The 24,276-nt window shown below is 64.2% G+C and carries 19 protein-coding genes; 7 read left to right on the forward strand and 12 right to left on the reverse strand.

Translation table 11 applies throughout. The features are described 5' to 3' along the window. Positions 1-8: 8 nt before the first annotated feature. The gene (locus LB520_RS13285; RefSeq protein WP_224637787.1) at positions 9-2,984 is read left to right on the forward strand and encodes a bifunctional [glutamine synthetase] adenylyltransferase/[glutamine synthetase]-adenylyl-L-tyrosine phosphorylase; all 2,976 of its coding nucleotides are present in this window, start codon (positions 9-11) and stop codon (positions 2,982-2,984) included. 242 nt (positions 2,985-3,226) lie between these two features. Beyond that, a complete protein-coding gene (locus tag LB520_RS13290) occupies positions 3,227-3,469 on the forward strand; it encodes a hypothetical protein (protein ID WP_224637788.1) in 243 nt (80 codons plus the stop codon). A 229-nt stretch (positions 3,470-3,698) separates the two neighbouring features. Here the strand turns inward: LB520_RS13290 and LB520_RS13295 are convergent, their stop codons facing one another. Further along, the gene (locus LB520_RS13295; RefSeq protein ID WP_224637789.1) at positions 3,699-6,020 is read right to left on the reverse strand and encodes a PAS domain-containing sensor histidine kinase; all 2,322 of its coding nucleotides are present in this window, start codon (positions 6,018-6,020) and stop codon (positions 3,699-3,701) included. Between the two features lie 335 nt (positions 6,021-6,355). Further along, the gene (gene pepN / locus LB520_RS13300) at positions 6,356-9,001 is read right to left on the reverse strand and encodes an aminopeptidase N (protein ID WP_224637790.1); all 2,646 of its coding nucleotides are present in this window, start codon (positions 8,999-9,001) and stop codon (positions 6,356-6,358) included. Positions 9,002-9,211: 210 nt separating this feature from the next. On the opposite strand from pepN, the gene LB520_RS13305 reads away from it, so the two are divergent. Next, positions 9,212-10,159, forward strand: a complete 948-nt coding sequence (locus tag LB520_RS13305) for a DMT family transporter (RefSeq protein ID WP_224637791.1) — start codon at positions 9,212-9,214, stop codon at positions 10,157-10,159. Positions 10,160-10,251: 92 nt separating this feature from the next. Here LB520_RS13305 and LB520_RS13310 read toward each other — a convergent pair whose 3' ends face one another. The 3 genes from LB520_RS13310 to LB520_RS13320 all read right to left on the reverse strand — a co-directional run bounded on the left by LB520_RS13310 (position 10,252) and on the right by LB520_RS13320 (position 13,035). Further along, on the reverse strand, positions 10,252-11,061 hold the full coding sequence (locus LB520_RS13310; protein ID WP_224637809.1) for a helix-turn-helix domain-containing protein: 810 nt from the start codon (positions 11,059-11,061) through the stop codon (positions 10,252-10,254). A 207-nt stretch (positions 11,062-11,268) separates the two neighbouring features. After that, positions 11,269-12,195 carry a uracil-DNA glycosylase family protein gene (locus LB520_RS13315; RefSeq protein WP_224637792.1) on the reverse strand — a complete coding sequence of 309 codons (927 nt, stop codon included), beginning with the start codon at positions 12,193-12,195 and terminating at the stop codon, positions 11,269-11,271. A 201-nt stretch (positions 12,196-12,396) separates the two neighbouring features. Next, positions 12,397-13,035, reverse strand: coding sequence for a hypothetical protein (locus LB520_RS13320; protein ID WP_095766903.1), 639 nt, complete (start codon positions 13,033-13,035; stop codon positions 12,397-12,399). A gap of 252 nt (positions 13,036-13,287) precedes the next feature. Here LB520_RS13320 and LB520_RS13325 point away from each other — a divergent pair, with 252 nt between their 5' ends. Next, a complete protein-coding gene (locus LB520_RS13325; RefSeq protein WP_224637793.1) occupies positions 13,288-14,967 on the forward strand; it encodes an electron transfer flavoprotein-ubiquinone oxidoreductase in 1,680 nt (559 codons plus the stop codon). Positions 14,968-15,102: 135 nt separating this feature from the next. Further along, positions 15,103-15,699 (forward strand): DUF922 domain-containing protein, encoded by a 597-nt coding sequence (locus LB520_RS13330; protein WP_224637794.1) that lies wholly within the window; start codon positions 15,103-15,105, stop codon positions 15,697-15,699. Between the two features lie 31 nt (positions 15,700-15,730). Here the strand turns inward: LB520_RS13330 and LB520_RS13335 are convergent, their stop codons facing one another. The 6 genes from LB520_RS13335 to LB520_RS13355 form a co-directional block, all read right to left on the reverse strand. Further along, a complete protein-coding gene (locus LB520_RS13335) occupies positions 15,731-16,741 on the reverse strand; it encodes an endonuclease/exonuclease/phosphatase family protein (RefSeq protein WP_224607600.1) in 1,011 nt (336 codons plus the stop codon). Positions 16,742-16,868: 127 nt separating this feature from the next. Beyond that, positions 16,869-18,329 (reverse strand): AMP nucleosidase, encoded by a 1,461-nt coding sequence (locus LB520_RS13340; RefSeq protein ID WP_224607706.1) that lies wholly within the window; start codon positions 18,327-18,329, stop codon positions 16,869-16,871. Between the two features lie 275 nt (positions 18,330-18,604). Then, entirely contained in the window at positions 18,605-18,799 is a 195-nt protein-coding gene (locus tag LB520_RS13345; protein ID WP_095766908.1) for a hypothetical protein, read from the reverse strand. Between the two features lie 66 nt (positions 18,800-18,865). Further along, positions 18,866-19,000 carry a hypothetical protein gene (locus LB520_RS29140; protein ID WP_263481629.1) on the reverse strand — a complete coding sequence of 45 codons (135 nt, stop codon included), beginning with the start codon at positions 18,998-19,000 and terminating at the stop codon, positions 18,866-18,868. 347 nt (positions 19,001-19,347) lie between these two features. Continuing rightward, entirely contained in the window at positions 19,348-19,689 is a 342-nt protein-coding gene (locus LB520_RS13350; protein WP_224637795.1) for a DUF2147 domain-containing protein, read from the reverse strand. Between the two features lie 69 nt (positions 19,690-19,758). Further along, positions 19,759-19,947 (reverse strand): hypothetical protein, encoded by a 189-nt coding sequence (locus tag LB520_RS13355; RefSeq protein ID WP_224637796.1) that lies wholly within the window; start codon positions 19,945-19,947, stop codon positions 19,759-19,761. Between the two features lie 178 nt (positions 19,948-20,125). Here LB520_RS13355 and LB520_RS13360 point away from each other — a divergent pair, with 178 nt between their 5' ends. After that, on the forward strand, positions 20,126-20,392 hold the full coding sequence (locus tag LB520_RS13360; protein ID WP_224637797.1) for a sel1 repeat family protein: 267 nt from the start codon (positions 20,126-20,128) through the stop codon (positions 20,390-20,392). Positions 20,393-20,759: 367 nt separating this feature from the next. Next, the gene (locus LB520_RS13365) at positions 20,760-21,881 is read left to right on the forward strand and encodes an ABC transporter substrate-binding protein (protein WP_095766910.1); all 1,122 of its coding nucleotides are present in this window, start codon (positions 20,760-20,762) and stop codon (positions 21,879-21,881) included. 139 nt (positions 21,882-22,020) lie between these two features. Here LB520_RS13365 and LB520_RS13370 read toward each other — a convergent pair whose 3' ends face one another. Next, positions 22,021-23,985, reverse strand: a complete 1,965-nt coding sequence (locus LB520_RS13370) for an acetyl/propionyl/methylcrotonyl-CoA carboxylase subunit alpha (protein ID WP_224637798.1) — start codon at positions 23,983-23,985, stop codon at positions 22,021-22,023. Positions 23,986-24,276 lie beyond the last annotated feature (291 nt).

A 24,276-nucleotide genomic window follows, 5' to 3' on the forward strand; every position in this document is an offset into this window, starting at 1 on the left:
GCGGACAAATGGCGAAGAAGAAAATCGAATCCGAGTTCCGGCTTAGCACGACGCTGGCGCTCCGCCCCCTCGATGCGGAGCATGCCCGGCGTGAATTGTCGGAAATCGCCGATGCTGCCGAGGAGGAGGGGCTTTCGCGCCTCGCCGCATTCCTGGCGGGCGAGGGGCCACTGCAGGACCTGCTGGCGGCCGTCTTCGACCTCTCGCCCTTCCTGCGCGATGTGGCGCGCCGCCGGCCATCCGTTCTCGACACGCTGTTCGACCGGAGGATCGAAGCGCGGCTCGTCGCCATCGGCGAAGCGATAGGCGGCGCGGCCAAGGTGGATGACGCCTCGGAATCGGGCCTGATGATGGCGCTCAGGCAGTGGAAGACGGAGGCGCATTTCTTGATCGCGCTGGCCGACCTTTCGGGCGAGGCGGAGACCTCGGTGACGGTGCGCCGTCTCAGCGATCTCGCGGATGCCTGCACAAAAGCCGCTGTCGATTTCCTGCTGCTCGACGCGCAACGGCAAGGCAAGCTCAAGCTGCCGGATCGGGCGGAACCGGCGAAGGATTCGGGCTGGATCCTGCTCGGCATGGGCAAGCTCGGCGCGCATGAGCTGAATTTTTCCTCCGACATCGATCTCGTCGTCTTCTTCGATCCGGAGGCGCCGGCCGTCATCGATCCGCTCGACGCGACCGAGCTGTTCTCGCGCCTCACCCGCCGGCTCGTGCGCATCCTGCAGGACCGCACCGAGCACGGCTATGTGTTTCGCACCGATCTGAGGCTCCGCCCTGATCCCGGCTCGACGCCGCTGGCGATCCCCGTCGAGGCCGCACTTCGCTATTACGAGGCGCGCGGCCAGAACTGGGAGCGGGCGGCCATGATCAAGGCGCGGCCGGTTGCCGGCGACCTTGCCGCGGGCGCGGCCTTCCTCAAGGAATTGCAGCCCTATGTCTGGCGCAAATACATGGACTATGCGGCGATCGCCGACGTCCATTCGATCAAGCGCCAGATCCATGCCCACAAGGGCCATGGCGAGATCGCGGTGAAGGGCCATAACGTCAAGCTCGGCCGCGGCGGCATCCGCGAGATCGAGTTCTTCGTCCAGACCCAGCAACTCATCGCCGGCGGCCGCTTCCCGGAGCTGCGCGGCCGCGAAACCGTGCCGATGCTCGCAGCGCTCGCCGCGCGCGGCTGGATCACCGCCGACGCACGCGACGCGCTCACGCGACAATACTGGTTCCTGCGCCGCGTCGAGCATGCCATCCAGATGGTGGCGGACGAGCAGACGCATATCCTGCCGGAAGAAGACGAGGAGCTGAAGCGCATCGCGCTGATGCTGGGTTTTGCCGGCGAGGCGGAATTCACCCAGACCTTCCGCGCCTCGCTGCAGCAGGTCGAGCGCCATTATGCGGCGCTGTTCGAAACTGCTCCCGAGCTTTCGGCCGGCGTCGGCAATCTGGTCTTCACCGGCGATGTCGACGATCCCGACACGCTGCAGACGCTCGATCGCCTGGGCTTCCAGCGGCCTAGTGACATCTGCCGTGTCATCCGCGGCTGGCATTTCGGCCGCTACCGCGTCACCCAGTCGGCCGAGGCGCGCGAGCGGCTGACCGAATTGGCGCCGGCGCTGCTCAAAGCCTTCGGCCAGACGCGGCGGGCCGACGAGGCGCTGATGCGCTTCGACGAGTTCCTCGCCGGCCTGCCCGCCGGTATCCAGCTTTTCTCGCTGCTGCAGTCGAACCCGGCGCTGCTCAAGCTGATGGCGACCATCATGGGCGCCGCGCCTCGGCTGGCGGCGATCATCACGCGTCGTCCGCATGTCTTCGACGGACTGCTCGATCCGGCATTGCTCACCGAACTGCCGGATCGCGCCTATCTCTCGGCCCGGCTTGCCGCCTTTATCGAAGGCGACCGCGCCTATGAGGATGTGCTCGACCGGCTGCGCATCTTCGCTTCCGAGCAGAAATTCCTGATCGGCGTTCGCCTGCTTGCCGGCTCTATCGATCCGGCGCGGGCGGGGCGCGCCTTCTCGGATCTCGCCGATCTCACCATCGAAGCGGCGCTCGACGCCGTGATCGCCGAATTCGCGCTGCGCCACGGCAGCATCTCGGGCGGCAGGGTGGCGCTGCTCGGCATGGGCAAGCTGGGCAGCCGCGAGCTCACGGCGGGTTCGGATGTCGATCTCATCCTGCTCTATGACCACGACACCGACGCCGAGGACTCCGACGGCGAGAAGCCGCTGGCGCCTTCGCATTACTATACCCGCATGACGCAGCGCCTGATCGCGGCCGTCTCGGCGCCGACGGCTGAAGGCGTGCTCTACGAGCTGGATCTGCGCCTGCGTCCATCAGGCAACAAGGGGCCGGTCGCCACCCATATCGACGCGTTCAAGAAATATCAGCGCCAGGACGCCTGGACCTGGGAACACTTGGCGCTGGCACGGGCCCGCGCCATCGGCGGCGACGCCGAACTCTGCGCCGAGCTCGAGACGGAAGTGGCGGTGGTGCTGGCGCAGCCGCGCGATGCGGCCAAGGTCAAAGCCGAGGCCTCGGACATGCGTGCGCTGATCGAGAAGGAGAAGGCGCCGCGCGATCTCTGGGACATCAAGCTGATCCCGGGCGGGCTCATCGACCTGGAATTCATCGCGCAGGTCGCGGTCATTACCGGCGCGATCGAACCTGGCCGCCGGGTCACGGCGACTGCCGACATTCTGGCCCGGCTTTCTCCGGACTTCGCCGCAGCCGATATGCGTGAAGAGCTTGGCGAGGCCTATCGGCTCTATCTGGCGCTGACCCAGATGATCAGGCTTTGCCTCACCGGCGAGTTCCAGCGCGACGATGTCCCGCCGGGACTCTCGGATCTGCTGCTCGCGGTCACCGACCTGCCGGATTTCGGTGTGCTGGAAGCACATCTCAAGGAGATGTCGCGGAAGGTCAGGAGAGATTTCGACCGTCTGCTTCGTGCGGGAGCGTCGCCATCAACCGCATCGTTGCCATGAGATTCCCCAGGTGGCACATTAGCCACAGTTAATATTAATCGGCGATCCGGTCTTGCGCCAGTGGCAGAGGTATCCCGTAATGGGTCAATAGGTCTGGCACCGCAATTGCACTGTCAGCAATGCCGGGGTCAACCATCACCCCGACGATGGGGGGCCCCGCCGCTTCGCAAATGGAGCGGCGGGTTCTTAACGGCTGATTTGAAAGCCGCCTAAATCGCCATGCATTGGGGCGCTGGGCAATTATGGATCTTCCGAAATTTTTGGTAGGCATGTTCACGACGTCATTCATCGTGGCGATCTGGGCTTACAACGAAACTGGTACTGTCTGGGCGGTGCTTGGATGGGCAATCCTGGCCATGATCATTCTGCAGGTCGGATATATCGGTCTGGTCATCAGCTTGATCTATAGACGGGCGTCGAAAGGCGCCGATGCAAGTCCGGCATCTGCAGCAGCAAATGATTTAAACCTTACCGGTCCAGTTTAGCGACCCGACAGTCCGTTGGGTTTGACTGATTGCCGCCCTGACCGGCCCGGGGCAAGCCGGAAGTGAGATGTCCAGCAGGACGGAGGGGGCGCTGTCCGCCGGAGCCTTTGGAAATTCCGCATTCCGAACTAGAGCAATTCCAGGAAAACTGTGTGCGGTTTTCCGTTCGGAATTGCGTAAAAACAAAGAGCTAGAGCGGTTCGCCGTTTTCATGAAACGGTGAAACGCTCTAAGCCGCCGCTTTCACCGCGGACGGCGCCTTCTTCAGCGGAATGCGTACCGACACGATAGTGCCGACACCCTCGGTCGAACGGATCTTCAGCGCGCCGCCCTGCAATTCGGCCAGCGAGCGCGAGATGGCGAGCCCGAGGCCTGAGCCGGTGTGGTTCTTGGAAAACTGGTTCTGCACCTGCTCGAACGGCCGGCCGAGCTTGCTCAGCGCCTGCTTGGGAATGCCGCAGCCATTGTCCTCGATGGTGAGCAGCAGGGCGCCCGACGTGTTGCGCGCCCTGACCGTGATCTTGCCGCCCTGTCCGGTGAACTTCACCGCGTTGGAGAGCAGGTTGATGGCGATCTGCTTGATCGCGCGACGGTCGGCATAGAGCCGCATCGTATCGGCGATGCGCGTCTCGACATTGATCGACTTCTCCGCTGCCTGCAGCGAGATCACCCGCACCGTTTCCTTGATCAGCGGGCAGAGGTCGATCTCCTCGTGGTCGAGTGAGAATTGGCCGGCCTCGATCTTCGACATATCGAGGATGTCGTTGATGACGCCGAGCAGGTATTTGCCGCTGCCGTTGATGTCGGTCGCGTATTCCTCATAGCGCTCCGAGCCGAGCGGTCCGAACAGGCCCTGCTGCATCAATTCGGAGAAGCCGATGATGGCGTTGAGCGGCGTGCGCAATTCATGGGACATGTTGGCGAGGAATTCCGACTTGGCGCGATTGGCCGCCTCGGCGCGCTCGGTTTCCTTCATGTATTTGCGGTTGAGCTCGACCAGTTCGCTGGCGCGTTCCTCCTCGGCGCGCCGCGCGAGGCTGAGATCGTGGATCGTCGCCATCAGCCGGCGCTCGCTGTCGACCAGCTTTTCCTGATGCAGCTTGATCTGGGTGATGTCGGAGCCGACCGAGACGACACCGCCGTCGCGGGTCCTGAGCTCGTTGACCTGCAGCCAGCGGCCGTCGGCGAGCTGGCGCTCGAGTGTGATGCCGCCATGCGGCCCGTTGGCATTGGCCAACCTGCGCTCCGAGGCGAAGGCCAGCATGCGCTGCTCCAGCATATCGCGCGTCGCGCCCGGCACCACGTCGCGATCCGACAGCCCATTGTCCTTCTGGAACTTCGAATTGCACATGATCAGCCGTTCGGCGGCATCCCACAGAACGAAGGATTCGTTGATGTTCTCGATCGCTGTCCTGAGCCGCATGTCGGCCGCTTCCGAACGCAGCGCCAGGTGCCGCTGCTCGGTGACGTCGACGGCGATGCCGATCAACTGGATCTCCGGCGCCTCCGGGTCGATCACCTGGGCGCGGGCTCGCATCCAAACCCATTGTCCGTCGGCGTGGCGCATGCGAAAGACCTGGTCGATATGGTCGATCTCGCGTTCGATGATGCGGTTGGCGAGCTCGAACAGGTCGCCGTCTTCCGGGTGGACGATCTCGTCGACCTCGCCGAAGGAGAGCATCGTGTCGCAGGGCTCATAGCCCAGCATGTCGTACATCGAGCGCGACCAGTACATCTTGCCGCGCACCATGTCCCAGTCCCACAACCCGCAGCGGCCGCGCACCAGCGCCATGTCGATGCGCTGATGCGCTTCGAGATAGATGCGGTCCGCCGCCTGGGCGCGCGCCGCCTGGCCGAAATAGGCGTAGAGGATGACGATCAGCACGCCCGCCGTCAGCACGAACAGCGTGACGTTGAGCGACATAGACTTGCGCCAGCTGTCGAACACTGCTTCCTGCGGCACCAGGACGGCGGCTGCGTGTTTGCGGTCGCCGCTGAGGCTGACGGCGGCAAACCAGTCCTGTCCGCCGGTGCTGACATCCATCACGCCGGCTCGGTCGCCGAACATGAAAAGCGGCTGGCCGCCAAGGACCAAACTGTCGAGCATGCGGCCCTGCCAGCCCGTCGACAGCGGCGAAACGGCGATGACCTTGAAGTTGGCGTCGGTGATGGCGAGCACATGGGCGCGGCTCATGGCGCCCTGGCGGCTGATGTTCTCCAGGAGGCTTGTGGCATTGACGCCGGCCGCGCTGGGGTCCGCGGTGATCGCCTGCGCCATCTGGCCGGCGGCGAGCGCCAGCACTGCCTTGGCGTCGCGCTCGATTTCGTCATGCTCGTTCATCAGCGACAGGAAGCGCAATGCCGCGATGACGATGAGGAAAACGACGATCAGCGCCGGGATCGACCGGCGCAGCAGCGGCTCGGCGGCTAAGAGCCGCTGATAGGTGGGTTCGGCGATCAGGCGCGCATTGCCGGCAAGTCCGTCGCTCCTTGCCTTGCGACGCGCAAAAGCCTTCCCTCCGGGCGCGCCCCACGCGTCCGCCTTGGCCATAAATGGCACTCCCCGATTTGCCGCATACTTGGATGATCCGGCTACGCCGCACGCCCCGAATCGCCATTAAAGAATCAAAGCCGATTCGCCTTGTCCAGAGGCGCGGGCGAAAAAGATTAAAAGTTGATTGAAATTCGTCGCAACTCTGATCTCCCCCCTCGTGGGGGAGATGGCCGGCAGGCCAGAGGGGGGCGCTGTCCCGCCAGCCCTCCCAACCGTTCAATGGCCTCAACATAAGGTAGCTTTTGGACCCATTGGTAAAGAGCAGACGTTGCGATCCTTCGCGCCCCCTCTGCCCTGCCGGGCATCTCCCCCACGAGGGGGGAGATTGCTAATCACGCCAGCGTCCGCTCGACGATATCGCGCAGATCCGCCGACAGGTTCTCAACCTTCGCCATGTCGAGCAGCGCTTGTCTGGCCTTGGCCTGGCGTCCAGGCTCCAGCGAGCGCCAGGAGCGTAGCGCCGTGGCCAGCCGCGCCGCCACTTGCGGGTTGCGCTTCTCCACTTCCAGCACCGTCTCGGCGAAGAAACGGTAACCTTCGCCGTCGGGGCGGTGGAAGCCGGTCTGGTTGGCGCTGGAGAAGGTGCCGATCAGAGAACGCACCCGGTTCGGGTTGGCGATCGAGAAAGCCGGATGCTGCGTGAGCTCGCGCACTTTCTCGACGGTCCTTGCTCCGGGCACGCCAGCCTGGATCTGGAACCATTTGTCGAGCACCAGCGCGTCGCCGCGATAGCGGACCTCGAAAGCGGCCAGCGCTTCTTCGGCCTCGGCCGTGCCTGAATGGCGATGCGCCAGCACGGCGAGCGCCGCGGCGCGGTCGGTCATATTGGTGGCGGCGGTGAAGTGTCGCGCGGCGAGGCCCGCGCCGCCCGGCAGCAGCGAAAGATAGTCGAGCAGGGTGTTGCGCAGGGCCCGGCGTCCGGCGCTCGCCGCGTCCGGACTGAAAGGCCCGTTGTCGGCAAGCCGGTCATGGAGCGCCGCGAAGGTCTCGCCGTTTGCCTCGGCAATCGCCCGCGCCAGCGCCTCGCGCGCGGCGAAGATGGCGTCTGGATCGATGCCCTTGCCGATGTCGCGGGCGATGTCGGCTTCACCGGGCAGCGACAGCGCCAGTGCCCGGTAGGCCGGCTCCAGCGCCTCGTCGCCGGCGATCCTGCCGGCAAGCTCGGCGAGCCGTGCCGCGAAGGCCGGCTCCCTGCCGCCGAGGATCTGGCGGAAGGCGACGATCAGCGCGTCGGTCAGCAGCGTGTTGAACGCCTGCCAGCGCGCGAAGGCATCGCTGTCATGCGCCGCGAGGAAGAACTGGTCGTCGGCCTTCTGCTGCACGGAAAGCGTGATCGGCGCCGAGAAGCCGCGGTTGAGCGACACCGAAGGCCGTTGCGAAATACCCGAGAAGCGCACCGTGTGCCGGCGCTTGCGGATATGGATGACACCGTCATCCACCGTTGCGCCCTCGACGGCCGTCCAGGTGACGGGCTTGCCATTGGCGCCGACCAGGCCGAAGGCCAAAGGGATATGCATCAGCCGCTTGCGGCTTTCCGACGGCGTCGGCGGCACCGACTGCTCGATCTCCAGGGTGAACTCCTTCGCCGCCGCATTGTGCGTGGAACTCACCGTCAGGTTCGGGGTGCCGGCCTGGTGGTACCAGAGCGCGAATTGCGCAAGGTCTCTGCCCGAGACGTCCTCGAACACTTTGAGGAAATCCTCGATGGTCGCCGCCTCGCCGTCATGCCGCTCGAAATAGAGGTCCATGCCGGCACGGAAGGTCTCCGCGCCGAGGATGGTGCGGATCATGCGCACCACTTCCGAGCCCTTCTCGTAGACGGTCGCCGTGTAGAAGTTGTTGATCTCGCGGTAGCGGCGCGGCCTGACCGGATGCGCGAGCGGCCCCTGGTCTTCCGGGAACTGGTGGGCGCGCAGCGTGCGCACCTCGGCGATGCGCTTCACCGCCCGCGAGCGCTGGTCGGCGGAGAATTCGTGGTCGCGGTAAACCGTCAGCCCTTCCTTCAGGCAGAGCTGGAACCAGTCTCGGCAAGTGATTCTGTTGCCGGTCCAATTGTGGAAATATTCGTGCGCGATGATCGCCTCGATATTGGCGAAGTCGGCATCCGTCGCGGTCTCCTCGTCGGCCAGCACATATTTGTCGTTGAAGACGTTGAGGCCCTTGTTCTCCATGGCGCCCATGTTGAAGTCGGAGACGGCGACGATGTTGAAGACGTCGAGGTCGTATTCGCGGCCGAAGGCTTCCTCGTCCCATTTCATCGAGCGTTTCAGCGCGTCCATCGCGTAGCCGGCAAGCCGTTCCTTGCCGGGCTCGACATAGATGCCGAGCTCGACCTCGCGGCCGGACATGGTGGTGAAGCTGCCAGCCACCTTGCCGAGCGCGCCCGCCACCAGTGCAAAAAGGTAGGAGGGTTTGGGGAAGGGGTCGTGCCAGACCGCATAATGGCGTCCGTCGGCGAGCGCGCCGCGTTCGACGGGATTGCCGTTTGAAAGCAAAAGCGGCGCCTCGTTGTGCGGCGCTTCGATGCGCACAGTGTAGACCGACAGGATATCGGGACGGTCGAGAAAATAGGTGATGCGGCGAAAGCCTTCGGCCTCGCATTGCGTGCAATAGACGTTGCTGGAGCGGTACAAGCCCATAAGCGCCTCGTTGCGCGAAGGTGCGATCTCCGTCTCCAGGCGGAGCTCGAAACGCTGCGCCGCCGGCGGCTTCAGAATCGTCAGCCTGTCCGGCGTCGCCCCATAGTCGCCGGCTGCGAGCGCGTGCCCATCGATGGCGACGCCGAGCAGCGTCAGCCCGTCGCCGTCAAGCACCAGCGGCGCCGAGGCGGCGACGCCCTCGCGTCGCTCGATGGTGAGCAGCGCGGTCACATGGGTCGCGTCCGGCGACAGGCGAAAGTCGAGGCTGGTCCTCGGGATGAGATAGTCGCAGGGGCGATAATCTTCGAGCTTGAAGACATGGCCGGTATCTGTGCGCATTCCTTGAGCTTTTCCTGTCGAGGCGGCCAGCCGGCCTGGCTGGTCCAAGAATTTTGAGGGTGCGCGCTCTTTACACGAAACGGCCACTCGACAAAACTGCGGCATAGGTTGTGTTTCGCAATTCCGGACGGAAAACCGTTACACACTTTTCCTGGAATTGTTCTTGGCCTATTTCGCGGCTTCGTTTCCCGACCATCAATACGAGGCAAGATGACCGTCGATCATGCCGTCGGCCACAACACGCTGCGCGGCATCACGCTGAAGATCGTCTCGGTGACGGTCTTCGTTGGCATGCAGACCTGCATCAAGGCGGCCGGCGACGTGCCCGCCGGACAGATCGTCTTCTTCCGCTCCTTCTTCGCCATCTTCCCGATCGTCGCTTTCCTGGCCTTCAAGGGTGAGCTCGCCACCGCGTTCACGACCAGGCGGCCGTTCAACCATATCGCGCGTGGCGTCGTCGGTGTCGGTGCCATGGGGCTCGGCTTCTTCGCGCTGACCAGGCTGCCGCTGCCGGAGGCCATCACGCTAAACTACGCCCAGCCGCTGCTGGTCGTGGTGTTCTCCTCTTTCTTCCTCGGCGAGACGATCCGCGTCTACCGCTGGAGCGCGGTGGCGGTCGGTCTTGCCGGCGTGCTGATCATCTCCTGGCCCGAGCTGACGCTGCTCAATTCCGGTGAAGGCCTCGACGACCAGGAGCTGCTGGGCGTCATGGCCGCGCTGATCGCCGCCGCGATTTCGGCGGTCGCCATGCTTCTGGTGCGCAATCTCGTGCAGACGGAGAAGACGGCGACCATCGTGCTGTGGTTCTCCTCGACGGCTTCGGTGTTGTCGCTCTCCACGCTGCCCTTCGGCTGGCAGGCCCTGACGCCGATGCAAGCGGCACTGCTCGTTTTTGCCGGCTTCTGCGGCGGGCTCGGCCAGATCCTGATGACGGCGGCCTACCGCCACGCCGAAGCCTCGGTCGTGGCGCCGTTCGAATACACCTCGATGATCCTCGGCGTCGTCGTCGGCTATTTCGTCTTCGGCGACGTCACCTCGCTCAACACGCTAATCGGCGGCGTGATCGTGGTCGCCGCCGGCATCTTCATCATATGGCGCGAGCGGCAGCTCGGCCTGGAGCGTACGCGCACCAGGACGGCCGCGCCGCCGCAGGGATAGTTCCGCTGGGTGAATCTCATGCGCCGAGTTCCTTCACACCCCCCTCTTGCCGGCAGGACAGAGGCGGGTGCTGTCCCGCCAGCATTGCCGGTTTAGTCCGCACCCCGCTCCTTCGCCAGCCGCACCAGCACCGCCCGGGTCTGCTCATCCGCAGGGAAGAAGGACTCGATCGCCAGCTCCGACAGCGTGACGTCGAGCGGCGTGCCGAAGACTGTGATCGTGCTGATGAAGGACAGCACGGCGTCGCCATGCGCGAGCTTGAGCGGATGGACGATGCCACTCGGCTCGACCGGTGCGGGCCGGCTGCTTCTCAGGCCCGACGGATAGGCGCGCAACTCTCGCTCCAGCTCAATCAGTACCGGGTCGCCGGTGGCGTCGTTCTGGTGCTTGAGCCGCTCCAGCAGATGCGCGCGCCACTCCGCCAGATTGACGATGCGCGGTGCCACGCCGTCCGGGTGCAGGCTGAGCCTCAGCACATTGACCGGCGGCGTAAGCAGGGACGGCTCGGAAATATCGGCAAGGAACGGGGCGATCGCGCCATTGGCGGAAATAAGGTTCCAGTGCCGGTCCACCGCCAGTGCCGGAAAGGGCTCGTGGCCCTTGAGCACGGTCTCGACGGCGGCAAGCGCCGGCGCCAGCGTCGCATCGGTCAGCGGCTTTTCGCTGAAGCTCGGCGCGAAGCCGGCGGCAAGCAACAGTTGATTGCGTTGGCGCAGTGGAATCGACAGCTGCTCGGCCAGATGCAGAATCATGTCGCGCGACGGCTGGGCCCGGCCGCTTTCGACGAAGGAGAGATGCCGCTGCGAGATATCGGCCTCCATGGCGAGGTCGAGCTGGCTCATGCGCCGCCGCGTGCGCCATTCGCGGATCAGGCCGCCGGCGGAGATGTCGGATGTGGTCATGGGAGAGGAGTAGGGCGGCGAGGGGCGGAGTTCAATTACCTGGGAGGTCATAGCTCCGCCTTCTCTCCTTGTGGGAGAAGGTGGATCGGCGCGCAGCGCCGAGACGGATGAGGGGTGTTCCAGCGGAGTGAGACGCTGGCATTCCCTGGAGCACCCCTCATCCGCCCTTCGGGCACCTTCTCCCACAAGGGGAGAAGGAAAAAGTGCTCACGCCAGCCCCTTCAACTTTGCCTTCACCTCGAGAAAATCCCGCCATGCCAGCTTCTTGTGCGCCGGCGTCCTGAGCAGATAGGCCGGGTGCAGCGTGGGCATCGCTGGAATGGCTATGCCCGATGCGGTCGTGTGCACCCGCCAGTTGCCGCGCAGCCGCAGAATCCCCTCGGTCGTGTTAAGCAGCGTCTTGGCCGATGGGCCGCCGAGATTGATCAGCACCTTGGGATTGACCAGTTCGATCTGCCTTTCGATGAAGGGCCGGCAGATCTCGGTCTCGTGCGGCGTCGGCGTGCGGTTGCCCGGCGGCCGCCACGGAATGACGTTGGCGATATAGGCCGAGTTGCGGTCGAGGCCGATCGCGGCCAGCATGCGGTCGAGCAGCCGGCCGGAGCGGCCCACGAAAGGCAACCCCTCAAGATCCTCGTCTCTGCCCGGCGCCTCGCCGACCAGCATCAGCTCGGCGTTCGGATTGCCGTCGGCGAAGACCAGGTTCTTGGCCGTGAATTTGAGATTGCAGCCGTCGAAGGCAGCCATGTGCTGGCGCAGTTCCTCGAGCGTCGAGGCGCTTGCGGCCAGTTGCCGGGCAAGCAGCGCCTGCGCCTCGGCGGGGACGGTGGCGGCCGGCATCCGCGCCGGAGCGTCCGGAATGTTGCGCGCGTCGAGGCCGGATGATGGCGTTGCCGGCACGAGTGCCTGGGGCCGCTCCGGGACCTGCCCGGATGCCGGGCGGCTCTCGGATCTTGCGTCGCGAGGTGGTGCGGCTGGCGCCCGCTCGGCAGGCCTGCCTTCGGCCGACTTCGCCGCCGCTTCGGCAAATCGGTTGATCGGCGCGTCTTCCAGCGCGTCGTCGACGCCGGCGCTGGCATAGAAGGCGAGCAGTTCGGCGATCTCGGCAGGTGTGCTGGGGGAGGCGGCAGTCATGGCGCCACCATTGTCCGCGCGGCGCCGATTTGCAAGGTTAAGTCACGTTCGCCTGTATGGAGCATGTCGAGATTCAGGTCAGGCCGAGTCGAAAATCGCGGCTTCCGAGAACCGGAGCGGAGCGTACTTTTCGTACGTGAGCACCGGAAGCGCAGGAAACCGCCATTTGCAGGCCGGCATCACCTGAATATCGATATGCTTTCACCCAGTGGGTATGCGGGGATCCTGCACGATGTAAAACGTCCAGCGCGGCGTATAATCGGTGACCAGGAAATCGAAGGTCGCCGTCTTCAGCGGGTCGATCTTGCCGTTGCGGAACAGCAGCCGGTCATAGGGTTCGAACCGGCGGTCGAAATCGGCGAAATTGCTCGACCAGATGTTGTCGGGCGTCTTGTTGCGCTGGTCGAAGGACAGGCCGTCGCCGAACACGCTCGGCTGGTCGAGGATTTCCTGCAGCTCGAACTGGAACTCCACCCAGGGCAGCGCGCTGTTGTTGAGCACGTCGATGCGCATGTACATCACGCCGTTGGCGACCTCGCCGGCCTTGCCGAAGGGCTCGATCGGCTTGGTCGCACGGATCGTCAGCGTTACCGGCGTCGCCGTGTTCAATTCCTCCCTGATGACCAGCGGGTCTTCCTTGGTGCCGATGCCAGACGCCCCCGTGATGCGGAAGCCACCCAGCTCGTCGGAGAAGGAATATGCGCCGGTCGCCCAGACCTTCACCGGATCGGCTTCCGCCGGAAGGGTCAAAAAGAGGAGCGGAAGAACCGCGCGCCAGGCCATGCCTGGCGTGAAGAGTAAGCGCTTCGATGGAAAGCCGGCTGGCTCTGGACTGCGCATGACGCGAAGTATCGCCGATAACCAAGCCGTCGAACAATTAAAAACATGCCGTCGCCGCCTGGCCTGTCAACCAAGTGGCGCTGGCCTATGCTTGGCCATGGTCTCCGCTGCTGCCTTTTCGTAGGGAAAACCGCGACTTTTTGTCGAAATCGGCATTGTCACGTCAGTGCCGGTTTCGCGTCGCGAATTGATGCGCTATGCCAGCGCATGAGCCAGCACAATGCGAGAACATGGCGAGCCAGTGAGGGGCCGATGAGCGAAATCGAACGCGAGAGCATGGAATTCGACGTGGTGATCGTCGGCGCTGGTCCCGCCGGCCTTGCCGCCGCGGTCCGTCTGAAGCAGCTCAACCCGGATCTTTCCGTCGTCGTCCTGGAGAAGGGCGGCGAGGTTGGCGCCCATATCCTGTCCGGCGCCGTCGTCGACCCGATCGGCATCGACCGGCTGCTGCCCGGCTGGCGCGAAGAGGAGGGCCATCCGTTCAGGACACCGGTGACGGATGACCATTTCCTGGTGCTCGGCCCCGCCGGCTCCTTCCGCCTGCCGAACTTCCTGATGCCGCCGCTGATGAACAACCACGGCAATTACATCGTCTCGCTGGGCAATGTCTGCCGCTGGCTCGCGACCAAGGCAGAGGCGCTGGGCGTCGAGATCTATCCGGGTTTTGCCGCGGCAAGCCTCGTCTACAACGAGGCCGGCGCCGTCAGCGGCGTCATCACCGGCGACATGGGCGTCGAGAAGGACGGCACGCATGGCCCGGCCTACGCGCCCGGCATGGCGCTGATGGGCAAATATGTGCTGATCGGCGAAGGCGCGCGGGGCTCTTTGGCCAAGCAGCTCATCGCCAAATACAAGCTTTCGGAAGGCCGCGAGCCCGGCAAATATGGCATCGGCCTGAAGGAGCTCTGGCAGGTCAAGCCCGAGAACCACAAGCCTGGTCTCGTACAGCATTCCTTCGGCTGGCCGCTCGACATGAAGACCGGCGGCGGCTCCTTCCTCTACCATCTCGAGGACAACCAAGTGGCGGTCGGCTTCGTCGTCCACCTGAACTACAAGAACCCCTATCTGTCGCCCTTCGAGGAATTCCAGCGCTTCAAGACCCATCCGGCGATCGCCGGTACCTTCGAGGGCGCTAAACGCATCGGCTACGGCGCACGCGCCATCACCGAGGGCGGCTGGCAGTCGGTGCCGAAGCTTTCCTTCCCCGGCGGCGTGCTGATGGGTTGCGCGGCAGGCTTCGTCAACGTGCCGCGCATCAAGGGCTCGCACAATGCGGTGCTCTCCGGCATGCTGGCGGCCGAGCATGTGGCCGGGGCGATTGCCGGCGGCCGCGCCAATGACGAGCTCGCTTCCTACGAGGAAGCCTGGCGCGGCACCGATATCGGCAAGGACCTGAAGAAGGTGCGCAACGTCAAGCCGCTCTGGTCGCGCTTCGGCACCATTGTCGGCGTCGGCATCGGCGGTCTCGACATGTGGCTGAACACGCTGTTCGGCTTCTCGCCTTTCGGTACGCTGAAGCATGGCAAGGCCGACTATGCGACGCTCGAACCCGCCGCCCAGCATCAGAAGATCGCCTATCCGAAGCCGGATGGCGTGCTGACCTTCGACCGGCTGTCCTCGGTGTTCCTGTCGAATACCAACCATGAGGAAAACGAGCCGGTGCACCTGATCGTCGGCGACATGGCGCTGCAGCAGCGTTCCGAGCACGATGTCTTTGCCGGTCCCTCGACCCGCTATTGCCCGGCCGGCGTCTATGAGTGGGTGGACAAGGACGGCAACGCCGCAGCTGACCCGTCGGCCAAGGATGTGCGCTTCGTCATCAACGCGCAGAACTGCGTGCACTGCAAGACCTGCGACATCAAGGATCCGAACCGGAACATCAACTGGGTGCCGCCACAAGGCGGCGAAGGCCCGGTTTACCAGGGCATGTGATCCGCTCCGACCGGGCCGTCTCGACCGCCGCTCCAACAGGCCCGGCGAAGGTCGGGTAGCCGCGCCTTATCGGCAGAGACCGTTGAAGCCGGGCGCCGAGTATGGTCTGCTTCGCCTTCAAACGAGGAGGCGGACATGCGGCGCATCAGCCTGGCGATTTTAGCTGCTGCCGGCATGCTTTCTTGCGCGCCTGCCTTCGCCGGCACCAAGCTGACCGTGCATGTGCGCAGCTACGACGTCACCGGCAGGACCGGGGCTGAACTGATCGAGGCGATGGATGGCCTCGGGCCTAGGCACGGCCATGCCACGCGCGCCATCGCCGAGACCGGCTATACCGTGCATTGGAACCTCGACGTGAAACGGGACAACGGCATCTGTCGGCTGCGTCAGGCCACCGGCATGATCGACCTGACCTACACCTTTCCGCGCCTCACATCGCCGTCCGGCCCGGTCCTGCGCGAGCGCTGGGACCGTTTCATGGCCGGCGTGCGCCAGCATGAGCATACCCATGGCCGCATCGCCAAGCAGATGATGCGGGCAACCGAGACGGCGCTTGCCGGGCTCGAGCGGCCGGATAACTGGTTCTGCACCGGTCTTCGCTGGGACGCCAGGCATCGCATCGACACGATCTATGCCGACTACGAGGCCAGGCAGAATGCCTTCGACGCGCGCGAGCACCGCGACGGCGGCCATGTCGAGAAACTGGTCAATACATTGATAGGGAAGAACTGAAACTTCAGCCCGTTCGCCTACCAAGCGGACGTCAGCTGCGCGGCTTGGCCGGCGCGTCGTTCGCCGCCAGCGCCGATTTGTGCTCGTCCTCGGGCGCGTTGCTGTCGGTCGGCAGCGTGAATTCGACCAGGACCGGCAAATGGTCGGAGCCGATGTCCTCCAGCCGGGCCGATGACAGGATCGTCACCCCGCCCTTGCTGAACACCTGGTCGATCGGCAGGCCCGCATAGCGGCGCAGAAAGTCAGGCAGCGTGCGGTGGATCCAGGTCGGACCGGCCGAAGGCATCAGAGTCATACCGCTCATTCGCGCCACCCGCCGCACCGCCGCGCTCCACGGCACGGCATTGCAGTCGCCGGCCATGATGGCGGTCTCGCCGAGCGCGGCCAGCGGTTGCGCCAGTTCGCCGATCTGCCAGTATTGCTCCTTCGGCCACGGCCAGCTGAGATGGATCGCGGCGACATTGACCGGAATGCCGCCGAAATCGATCATGGCGGTGGCCATCGCGCCGCGCGGCTCGCAACGCGGGGCGATGCCGGCGGCAAAGGGACGGCGCGAGAGCAGCGCGACGCCGAAAATGCCGTTGGGGTAGTCGCACAGGATACGATAGGGGTAGGCGCCGGCGATATAGCTGAGCTCCTTCGCCCACATGCCGGACACTTCGTCGAGCGTGATGACGTCCGGGTTGGTCCTGCCGATCAGCGACAGCACCTTCTTCGGCGTCGGATTGTTGAAGCGCAGGTTCATCTGCAACAGGCTGTAGGTGATGCGGTCGGCCGGCTTTGCGACCGCCTGCTGAGCCGACAATCTGGGCAGTGCGCCCGTCGTCGTAGCGAAGCAGGCGATGGCGAAGACCAGCACGGCGACGGCCTGCAGCCGGTAGGGACCGGCCAGCAGGGCCAGCGCGAGCAAGGCCGTCAGCAGGCTCAGATGCATGCGGAAATGCGAGAAGGAATCGAAGGCCGGATGCAGCGCGCCGAAGAACCCGGCCAAGAGCGCAGCCGAGCATGCCATCATCGCCAGGACTATCAGCTGAGCCATCATGCTCAAGCGCGCACCGCCCGTTGTCATGTTCTCCGAAGCCCCAGTCTTCCGTTCGGACCGGTTATCGGCCAAATTGCGGCCCAAGCAAGACGACCGATTGCCTCGCCGGTCGCTGGCAGGTGTGCGGTTATTGGAATGCCGTTTCGGAAAAGCTTCTGAGCTTGCGCGAATGCAGCCGCTCCATCGGCATTTCGGCCAGCTTCTCCATCGCCTTGATGCCGATGGTCAGATGCTGCGCCACCTGTCGCTTGTAGAACTCGGTCGCCATGCCGGGCAGCTTCAGCTCGCCATGCAGCGGCTTGTCGGAAACGCACAGCAGCGTCCCGTAAGGCACGCGGAAGCGGAAGCCGTTGGCGGCGATGGTGGCCGATTCCATATCGAGCGCGATGGCCCGGGACTGCGACAGGCGCTGCACCGGTCCGCGCTGGTCGCGCAGCTCCCAGTTGCGGTTGTCGATGGTGGCGACGGTGCCGGTGCGCATGATGCGCTTGAGGTCGTAGCCCGACAGGCCGGTCACTTCGGCGACCGCCTCCTGCAGCGCCACCTGGATTTCGGCCAGCGGCGGGATCGGCACCCAGACCGGCAGGTCGTCGTCGAGCACATGGTCCTCGCGGACATAGGCATGCGCCAGCACATAGTCGCCCAACGCCTGCGTGTTGCGCAGCCCGGCGCAGTGGCCAAGCATCACCCAGGCATGCGGCCTCAGCACCGCTATATGGTCGGTGATGGTCTTGGCGTTGGACGGGCCGACGCCGATATTGACCATGGTGATGCCGCCATGGCCCGGCTTCTTCAGGTGGTAGGCCGGCATCTGCGGCAGGCGGTGCGGCGGCGTTCCTTCGCTCGGCGAGCCGGCCCCCGCCTTTGTCACGACATTGCCCGGTTCGACGAATTCACTGTAGCCGCCTCCACCACTCTCCATCAGTTCGCGGGCGCGCGCCACGAATTCGTCGATGTAGAACTGGTAATTGGTGAACAGCACGAAGTTCTGGAAGTGCTGCGGACTGGTCGCCGTGTAGTGCGTCATGCGGTGCAGCGAATAATCGATGCGCTGCGCGGTGAAAGGCGCCAGCGGCCGCGGCTCGCCGAACGCCACCTCGAAGGTGCCGTTGGCGATCTGGTCGTCGGTGCCGTCGAGATCGGGCACGTCGAACAGGTCGCGGATCGGCCGCTTGATGCGCTCGGCGGCGGCGCCGTCGACATAGGTGCCTTCCAGGAAGGCGAAATGCAGCGGGATGGGTGTCGTCGATTCCGAGACCGTCACCGTCACGCCGTGATTGCGCATGATGAGCCGAAGCTGCTCGATGAGATAGTTCTCGAACAGTTGCGGCTGCGTGATCGTGGTGGCGAAATGGCCGGGCGTCGGCATATGGCCATAGGCCTGGCGCGAGTCGACCTGGCTGAACGAGGTCGTGGTGACGCCGATCTGCGGATAGAAGGCCCGGTAGCGCTTGCTTTCATCTCCGCCCGCGGCAAGGGCTGAGAAAGAATCGCGCAGGAATTTGGTGTTGCGGTCGTACAGCGTCTGCAGCGCCGCGACGGCCTTTCTGGCATCGTGGAAGTCCTGCTTGCCGAAGGGCTCCGGCATGACGACCGAGTCGATGGCTTGGGGGTAGATTCGCTTTTCCATGGCTCAATATAGAGATTTGGAAGAGCGGTTGGGAGGGGTGAGCGGACAGGAACCGCAACCCAGCTGGAGATTTTTTGTTATCGCTCCGATTCAAGGTGTGACGCGATTCAGGTCAGGCCGAGTCGAGAAAAGTGGATTCCGAGAACCGGAGCGGAGCGTACTTGAGCTACGCGAGCACCGGAAGCGCAGGAAGCCGCTTTTCGCAGGCCGGCCTGAACTGAATATCGTCACACCTACCCCCGCTGCAGGCTGATCAGCAACACGAAGCCTACGCTGGTGTTCTTGTGCGGCGGCGCCTCGATCCTATGGCTTGTATCGGCCCGCATCATCGGCACCGCCAGCACCGGGGCTGCCAGCAGCATCAGGATAAGCATCGCCCGCGGCAGCAGCCGGAGGATCTTCGTTGCATTGTCGGCGATGCGGTTCATTTCGGTGGTATCCCGGTTTCCAGCTTGGTCGATTTTAAGCTTTGTCGTTTCAGCGCTCGATTTGGTTCACGAGGCCGACAATGCGGGCACCGGCCGTTCCCAAGGGCGGGCCGAATGACCGGCCTCCGCCACCAGGATGGCGAAGAGCATGCCGAACAGGCTCATCAGCAGGCAAACGATGGTAAAGCGACGGGCAAGCATTTCTCTCTCCTTCAATGCGGGAGAAAATGCCTGACGGCCTCTGAACCGGTTCTGAGACCGGTATTCATCTGCGGTTCAAATTGATTGACGAGGGTCTTGCACCGTGCCGGTGCCACAGCGCGGCGGAGCGCTGTCGCTGCAAAAGAAAACGGGGCCGCGTAGAGCAATTCCAGGAAAAGTGTGAGCGGTTTTCCGTCCGGGATTGCGTCAAACAAAGACGCAATTCCAGGAAAAGTGTGAGCGGTTCTCCGCCCGGGATTGCGTCAAACAAAGAAATAGGGCGTTTCACCGTTCCGCAAAAACGGTGAAACGCCCTTGGCCGTCTCGTATGGTCTGGAGATTGGCGCTCAGAGCTTGTGCCAGGTCTGGCTCTTGCAGATCAGGCCGCCGAGCACGCAGCCGCTCATCTTGAGCGCGGTGCCCGAGAGCGTCGCCTTGCCGGAATAGGTCTTGTCGTTTGCCGGGTCGGTGATGCTGCCGGCATATTTGTTGTCGCCGGCCGCCTTCAGCGAGCCGATCGTCTTGCCGGCGTATTTGCCGGTCTTGAGCGTGATCGAGAAAGAACCGCTCCCGCCGATCGCCGCGGTGTCGCCGGCCTGCGTCTGCCAGTTGCCTTCGATCGGGTCGGCGCATGCGGCGCCCGCCATGATCAAGGTGGCCGCAAGGGCCACAGTCAGCTTTCGAAACATCGTGTCCACCTCCCTATAGGGTTGCGGCGGGCTCCAGTCCGCCTACCTGCCCCTTACGCAAAGGTAAAGCTAATCCAGCCGCCGCCAAAACGAAAGCGGTGCCGCGACGGAAGGTTGCAAGGATTTTCGCCGCGCGGCCGACTGAAAATAAACGCGATCGAAAAACGCTTCGGTTTCCGTGGTTAGCGAAGTCTTGATTCCGCCGCCGGCAATTTTCGTCGAATTTGACGCAAAATGGCTGAAACGCTGGATTCCCATGCTTAACGGTTTTCCGCGTTTACCTCTTGTTTTAGCTTTGTTTTCCTCAAATTAAGCAAGCCATTTAACGACGGATTCAAGGCCAGCCGTCATCCTCGAAAACATCGAAAGAGCGGGTCGCCCCGAGGGATACCAAGGGAAAAGGAGGCAGCTCTCGGGAGCCAGACAGGGGATTGAAATGGCACGCTTTGAAATGCTTGAAGACGGCTTCGGCGCCATGGGGACAACTGCCCAGGCCGACATTCTTTTCGAACTGGGCATGATGTATGCGACGGGCCGCGATTGCGAGACCGATGTCGTTGCCGCCCACAAATGGTTCAACATCGCCGCGATCAAGGGCTCGGCCCGCGCCGCCGAGCTGCGCTCGGAACTGTCGGCCACCATGTCGAAAGTCGAGATCGCCACGGCGCTGCGCGAAGCCCGCGAATGGATGACGATGCACTGATCCTCAGCGCGTAGCGCTCAGAGCTCATCGGGACAAGGCCGCGAAAAGACGGCCGGTCAAGAAGAACGAGAACGTGGCGGGTTGAGACAACCGAAGCCACGCAAAAAACAGGGAAGCGAGCGGGTTTCAGGCGCGGGGGCGTCTGGGGAGCTCGACTGCAAAAGCCGTGACCGACCGAAACAAGGTCGGCGCGGCTTTTTGAATTACGCTTGGTAATCAGGCGCGTGGCCCAAGAAATCCTCGTCGGAATGAACCAAAGCCGGCCTCACTGTCCTCTCGACAGTTTCGGCGAAGGGTGAAATTGTCCCGGCTCTGTGGAAGAAGCGCGGCCGGATCGGCACGCGCAAGTGGAGGAGTTCTTATAGTCATGAAAAAATTGGGTATTTTGAGCGCGGCCGCTTTTGGCCTGATGATGAGCGCCCCGGTTGCCTTCGCCGACGACATCACCATTTCGGTGGTCGGCCCCATGACCGGCCAGCTCGCCACCATCGGTGACCAGTTCAAGCAGGGCGCGCAGGCCGCCGCCGACGCGATCAATGCGGCTGGCGGCGTCAACGGCTCCCAGATCAAGCTCGACATCGAAGACGACCAGTGCGATCCGAAGCAGGCGGTCTCGGTCGCCAACCGCATCGTCGCCAACGGCGTCAAATTCGTCGACGGCCATGCCTGCTCGGGCTCCAGCATTCCGGCCTCGGCCGTCTATGCCGAAGCCGGCACGCTGATGATGAGCCCCGCCTCGTCCAACCCGGTGCTGACCGACGCCGCCGCCAAGGCCGGCTGGCCGACCATCATGCGCCTCTACACGCGTGACGACGCGCAGGGCGCCTTCATCGGCCCTTGGATCGCCAAGAAATACGCCGGCAAGAACGTTGTCGTCCTGCACGACAAGAGCGCCTACGGCCAGGGCGTTGCCGACGCCGTGAAGGCGACGATGAATGCCGGCGGTCTTAAGGAAGTCGATTACGAGGGCATCAATGCCGGTGAGAAGGACTATTCGGCCCTCGTCACCAAGCTGAAGGAACTGAAGGCCGACGTCGTCTATTTCGGCGGCTACCACCCCGAGGCGGGTCTGATCCTGCGTCAGGCGGCCGAGCAGAACGTCAAGTTCCAGCTGATCATGCCGGACTCGATCGCTTCGCCGGAATTCTGGCAGGTTGCCGGCCCGGCCGGTGAAGGCACCATGTTTGTCTTCCCGTCGGACCCGCAGGCCAAGCCTGAAGCGAAGGACGCGGTCGCCAAGATCAAGGCCGGCGGCTTCACGCCCGAGGGCTTCACGCTGTTCTCCTATGCGGTGATCCAGGCTGTGGCCGAAGGCGTCAAGCGCGCCGGCACCGACGATCCGGCCAAGGTCGCCGAGGCGCTCAAGGACGGCAAGCCGATCAGCACCGTGGTCGGCGACGTCATCTTCGACGAGAAGGGCGATCTGAAGAACGCCAGCTACGACATCAACCAGTGGCACGATGGCAAATACGCGCCGATCAAGCCGTAATCGGTTCTGCAAGAATCAAGGAAATGGCCGGGACGAGCCCGGCCATTTCCGTTTGTGCTGCGGCATTGACGTGCAGGGGAGGTTGTCCCGCCATACCTAATTATTTTGTCTCGTTAACGAGACAATTCGAACAGCCGCCTCAGCCCTGCCCATTCTCCGCAAACCGCACCAGCACCGTGCCGTCGCTGACCTGCGCGCCCTCTGCCGCGATCTCGGCGATCACGCCGTCATGTGGGGCGGCGATCATGTGCTCCATCTTCATCGCTTCGAGGATCAAAAGCGGCTGGCCCTTGATCACGGCATCGCCCGCCGCGGCGCGCACCAGCTTGACCAGCCCCGGCATCGGCGCGCGCAGGCTGCTTGAGGCGGCTCCGGCCTCGTCGGCCTTGGCGAGCGGATCGGGGACCGTGAACGTATAGCCGACCGCGCCCTCGAAGACGGTGACATGGCCGGGCCAGCGGGCGGCATGCGGCATGGTCCTCAAATCATGCGTGTTCACCGCATCATGCGGCGCCTCCAGCGCCACCTGGAAGCGGCCGTCCGAGCGTGCCGAAACCCGCGCCAGGATGTTCTCCTCGCCATAGCGCAAGCGGGTGCGGCGCGAGAGCGGGTGGAAATGGGCATAGCTGGAAAGCGTGGACCAGGGATCGGCGGCGGAAACGGGCACGGCGGTATCCGCCGCCGCCAGCGCCGCGGCGGCGATCGTCTCGTCGCTCGGCGCGGCAATGGCGGTGAGCGCCGCCTGGTGCCGGCCGATCAGCCCGGTATCGAGATCGCCGGCAGCGAAATCGGCATCGGCAGCGAGCGCCGCCAGGAAGGCGGTGTTGACGGTCGAGCCGGCCACTTCCGTCCGCGCCAGCATCTCGCGCAGCGTGCCAAGCGCCGAAGCCCGATCCTTGCCGTGCGCTACCAGCTTCGCGATCATCGGATCATAGAAGGGAGAAATCGCATCGCCGGCGCGCACGCCGGTCTCGATGCGTATCGCGGCACCTTCCGGCGCCGCGTCGGGGAATTTGAGATGATGCAGCGTGCCGGTCGCCGGCAAGAACCCTCTCGCGGCATCCTCGGCATAGAGGCGGGCCTCGAAAGCGTGGCCGGACAAAGCGATCTCATTCTGCATCTTCGGCAGCGTTTCGCCGGACGCGACGCGAAGCTGCCATTCGACGAGATCGACGCCGGTGACCATCTCGGTGACGGGGTGCTCGACCTGCAGTCGGGTGTTCATCTCCATGAACCAGAAGCGGTCGGCCTTGAGCCCCTGAGAGGCGTCGACGATGAACTCGACCGTGCCGGCGCCCGAATAATTGATCGCCTTGGCGGCCTTCACGGCCGCCTCCGTCATCGCCTTGCGCAGCGCCGGCGTCATGCCGGGGGCGGGCGCTTCCTCGATCACCTTCTGGTGGCGGCGCTGCGCCGAGCAGTCGCGTTCGAAAAGATGCACGGTGTTGCCGAAATTGTCGCCGAACACCTGCACTTCGATGTGACGCGGCTTGTCGACATATTTTTCCACCAGCACGCGATCGTCGCCGAACGCCGCCTTCGCCTCGCGACGCGCGCTGGAAAGCGCCTCCGAGAAATCGTCGGGATGGTCGACGCGCCGCATGCCCTTGCCGCCGCCGCCGGCGCGCGCCTTGATCAGCACCGGGTAGCCGATCTCGCGCGCCTTGGACGCAAGCAGCACGATTTCCTGCGCTTCGCCGTGATAACCCGGCACCACCGGCACGCCGGCCTTTTCCATCAGCCGCTTGGCGGCGTCCTTCAATCCCATGGCGCGGATCGAGGCGGCGGAAGGACCGATGAAGACAAGGCCTGCCGCCGTCGCCTGATCGACGAAATCGGGGTTTTCCGACAGGAAGCCGTAGCCGGGATGGATGGCCTCGGCGCCGGTGGCGAGCGCTGCCGCCACGATCCTGTCGCCGCGCAGATAGCTTTGGCCGACGGGCGAGGGGCCGATATGCACGGCCTCGTCGGCCATCTCGACATGGAGCGCGCGGGCATCCGCGTCCGAATAGACGGCGACGGTGCGCACACCGAGCCTGCGGGCGGTTCGGATGACGCGACAGGCGATCTCGCCGCGATTGGCGATCAGGATCTTGCCGAACATGGAGCCTCCGCAGCCGGGGTGTGTCTCGGGCGACGACGGCATACCTTCGCGCCCCCCTCTGTCCTGCCGGACATCTCCCCCACTAGGGGGGAGATTGGCAGCTTTGGCGCAGCCGCTCTCTTTTCAACGATAGTGATTGGCGAAAGCCGTCGTGACGTCCGATCTCCCCCCAAGAGGGGGAGATGTCCGGCAGGACAGAGGGGGGCGCTGTCCCGCCAGCCTCTCCAGCTGATCATCTGAATTTGCCTGTACTGAGCCTTTTGCTCCAAGATCAGCTCTCCCCAATGGCCG

The organism is Mesorhizobium sp. CA12, assembly GCF_020165255.1.
Lineage (GTDB): Bacteria > Pseudomonadota > Alphaproteobacteria > Rhizobiales > Rhizobiaceae > Mesorhizobium.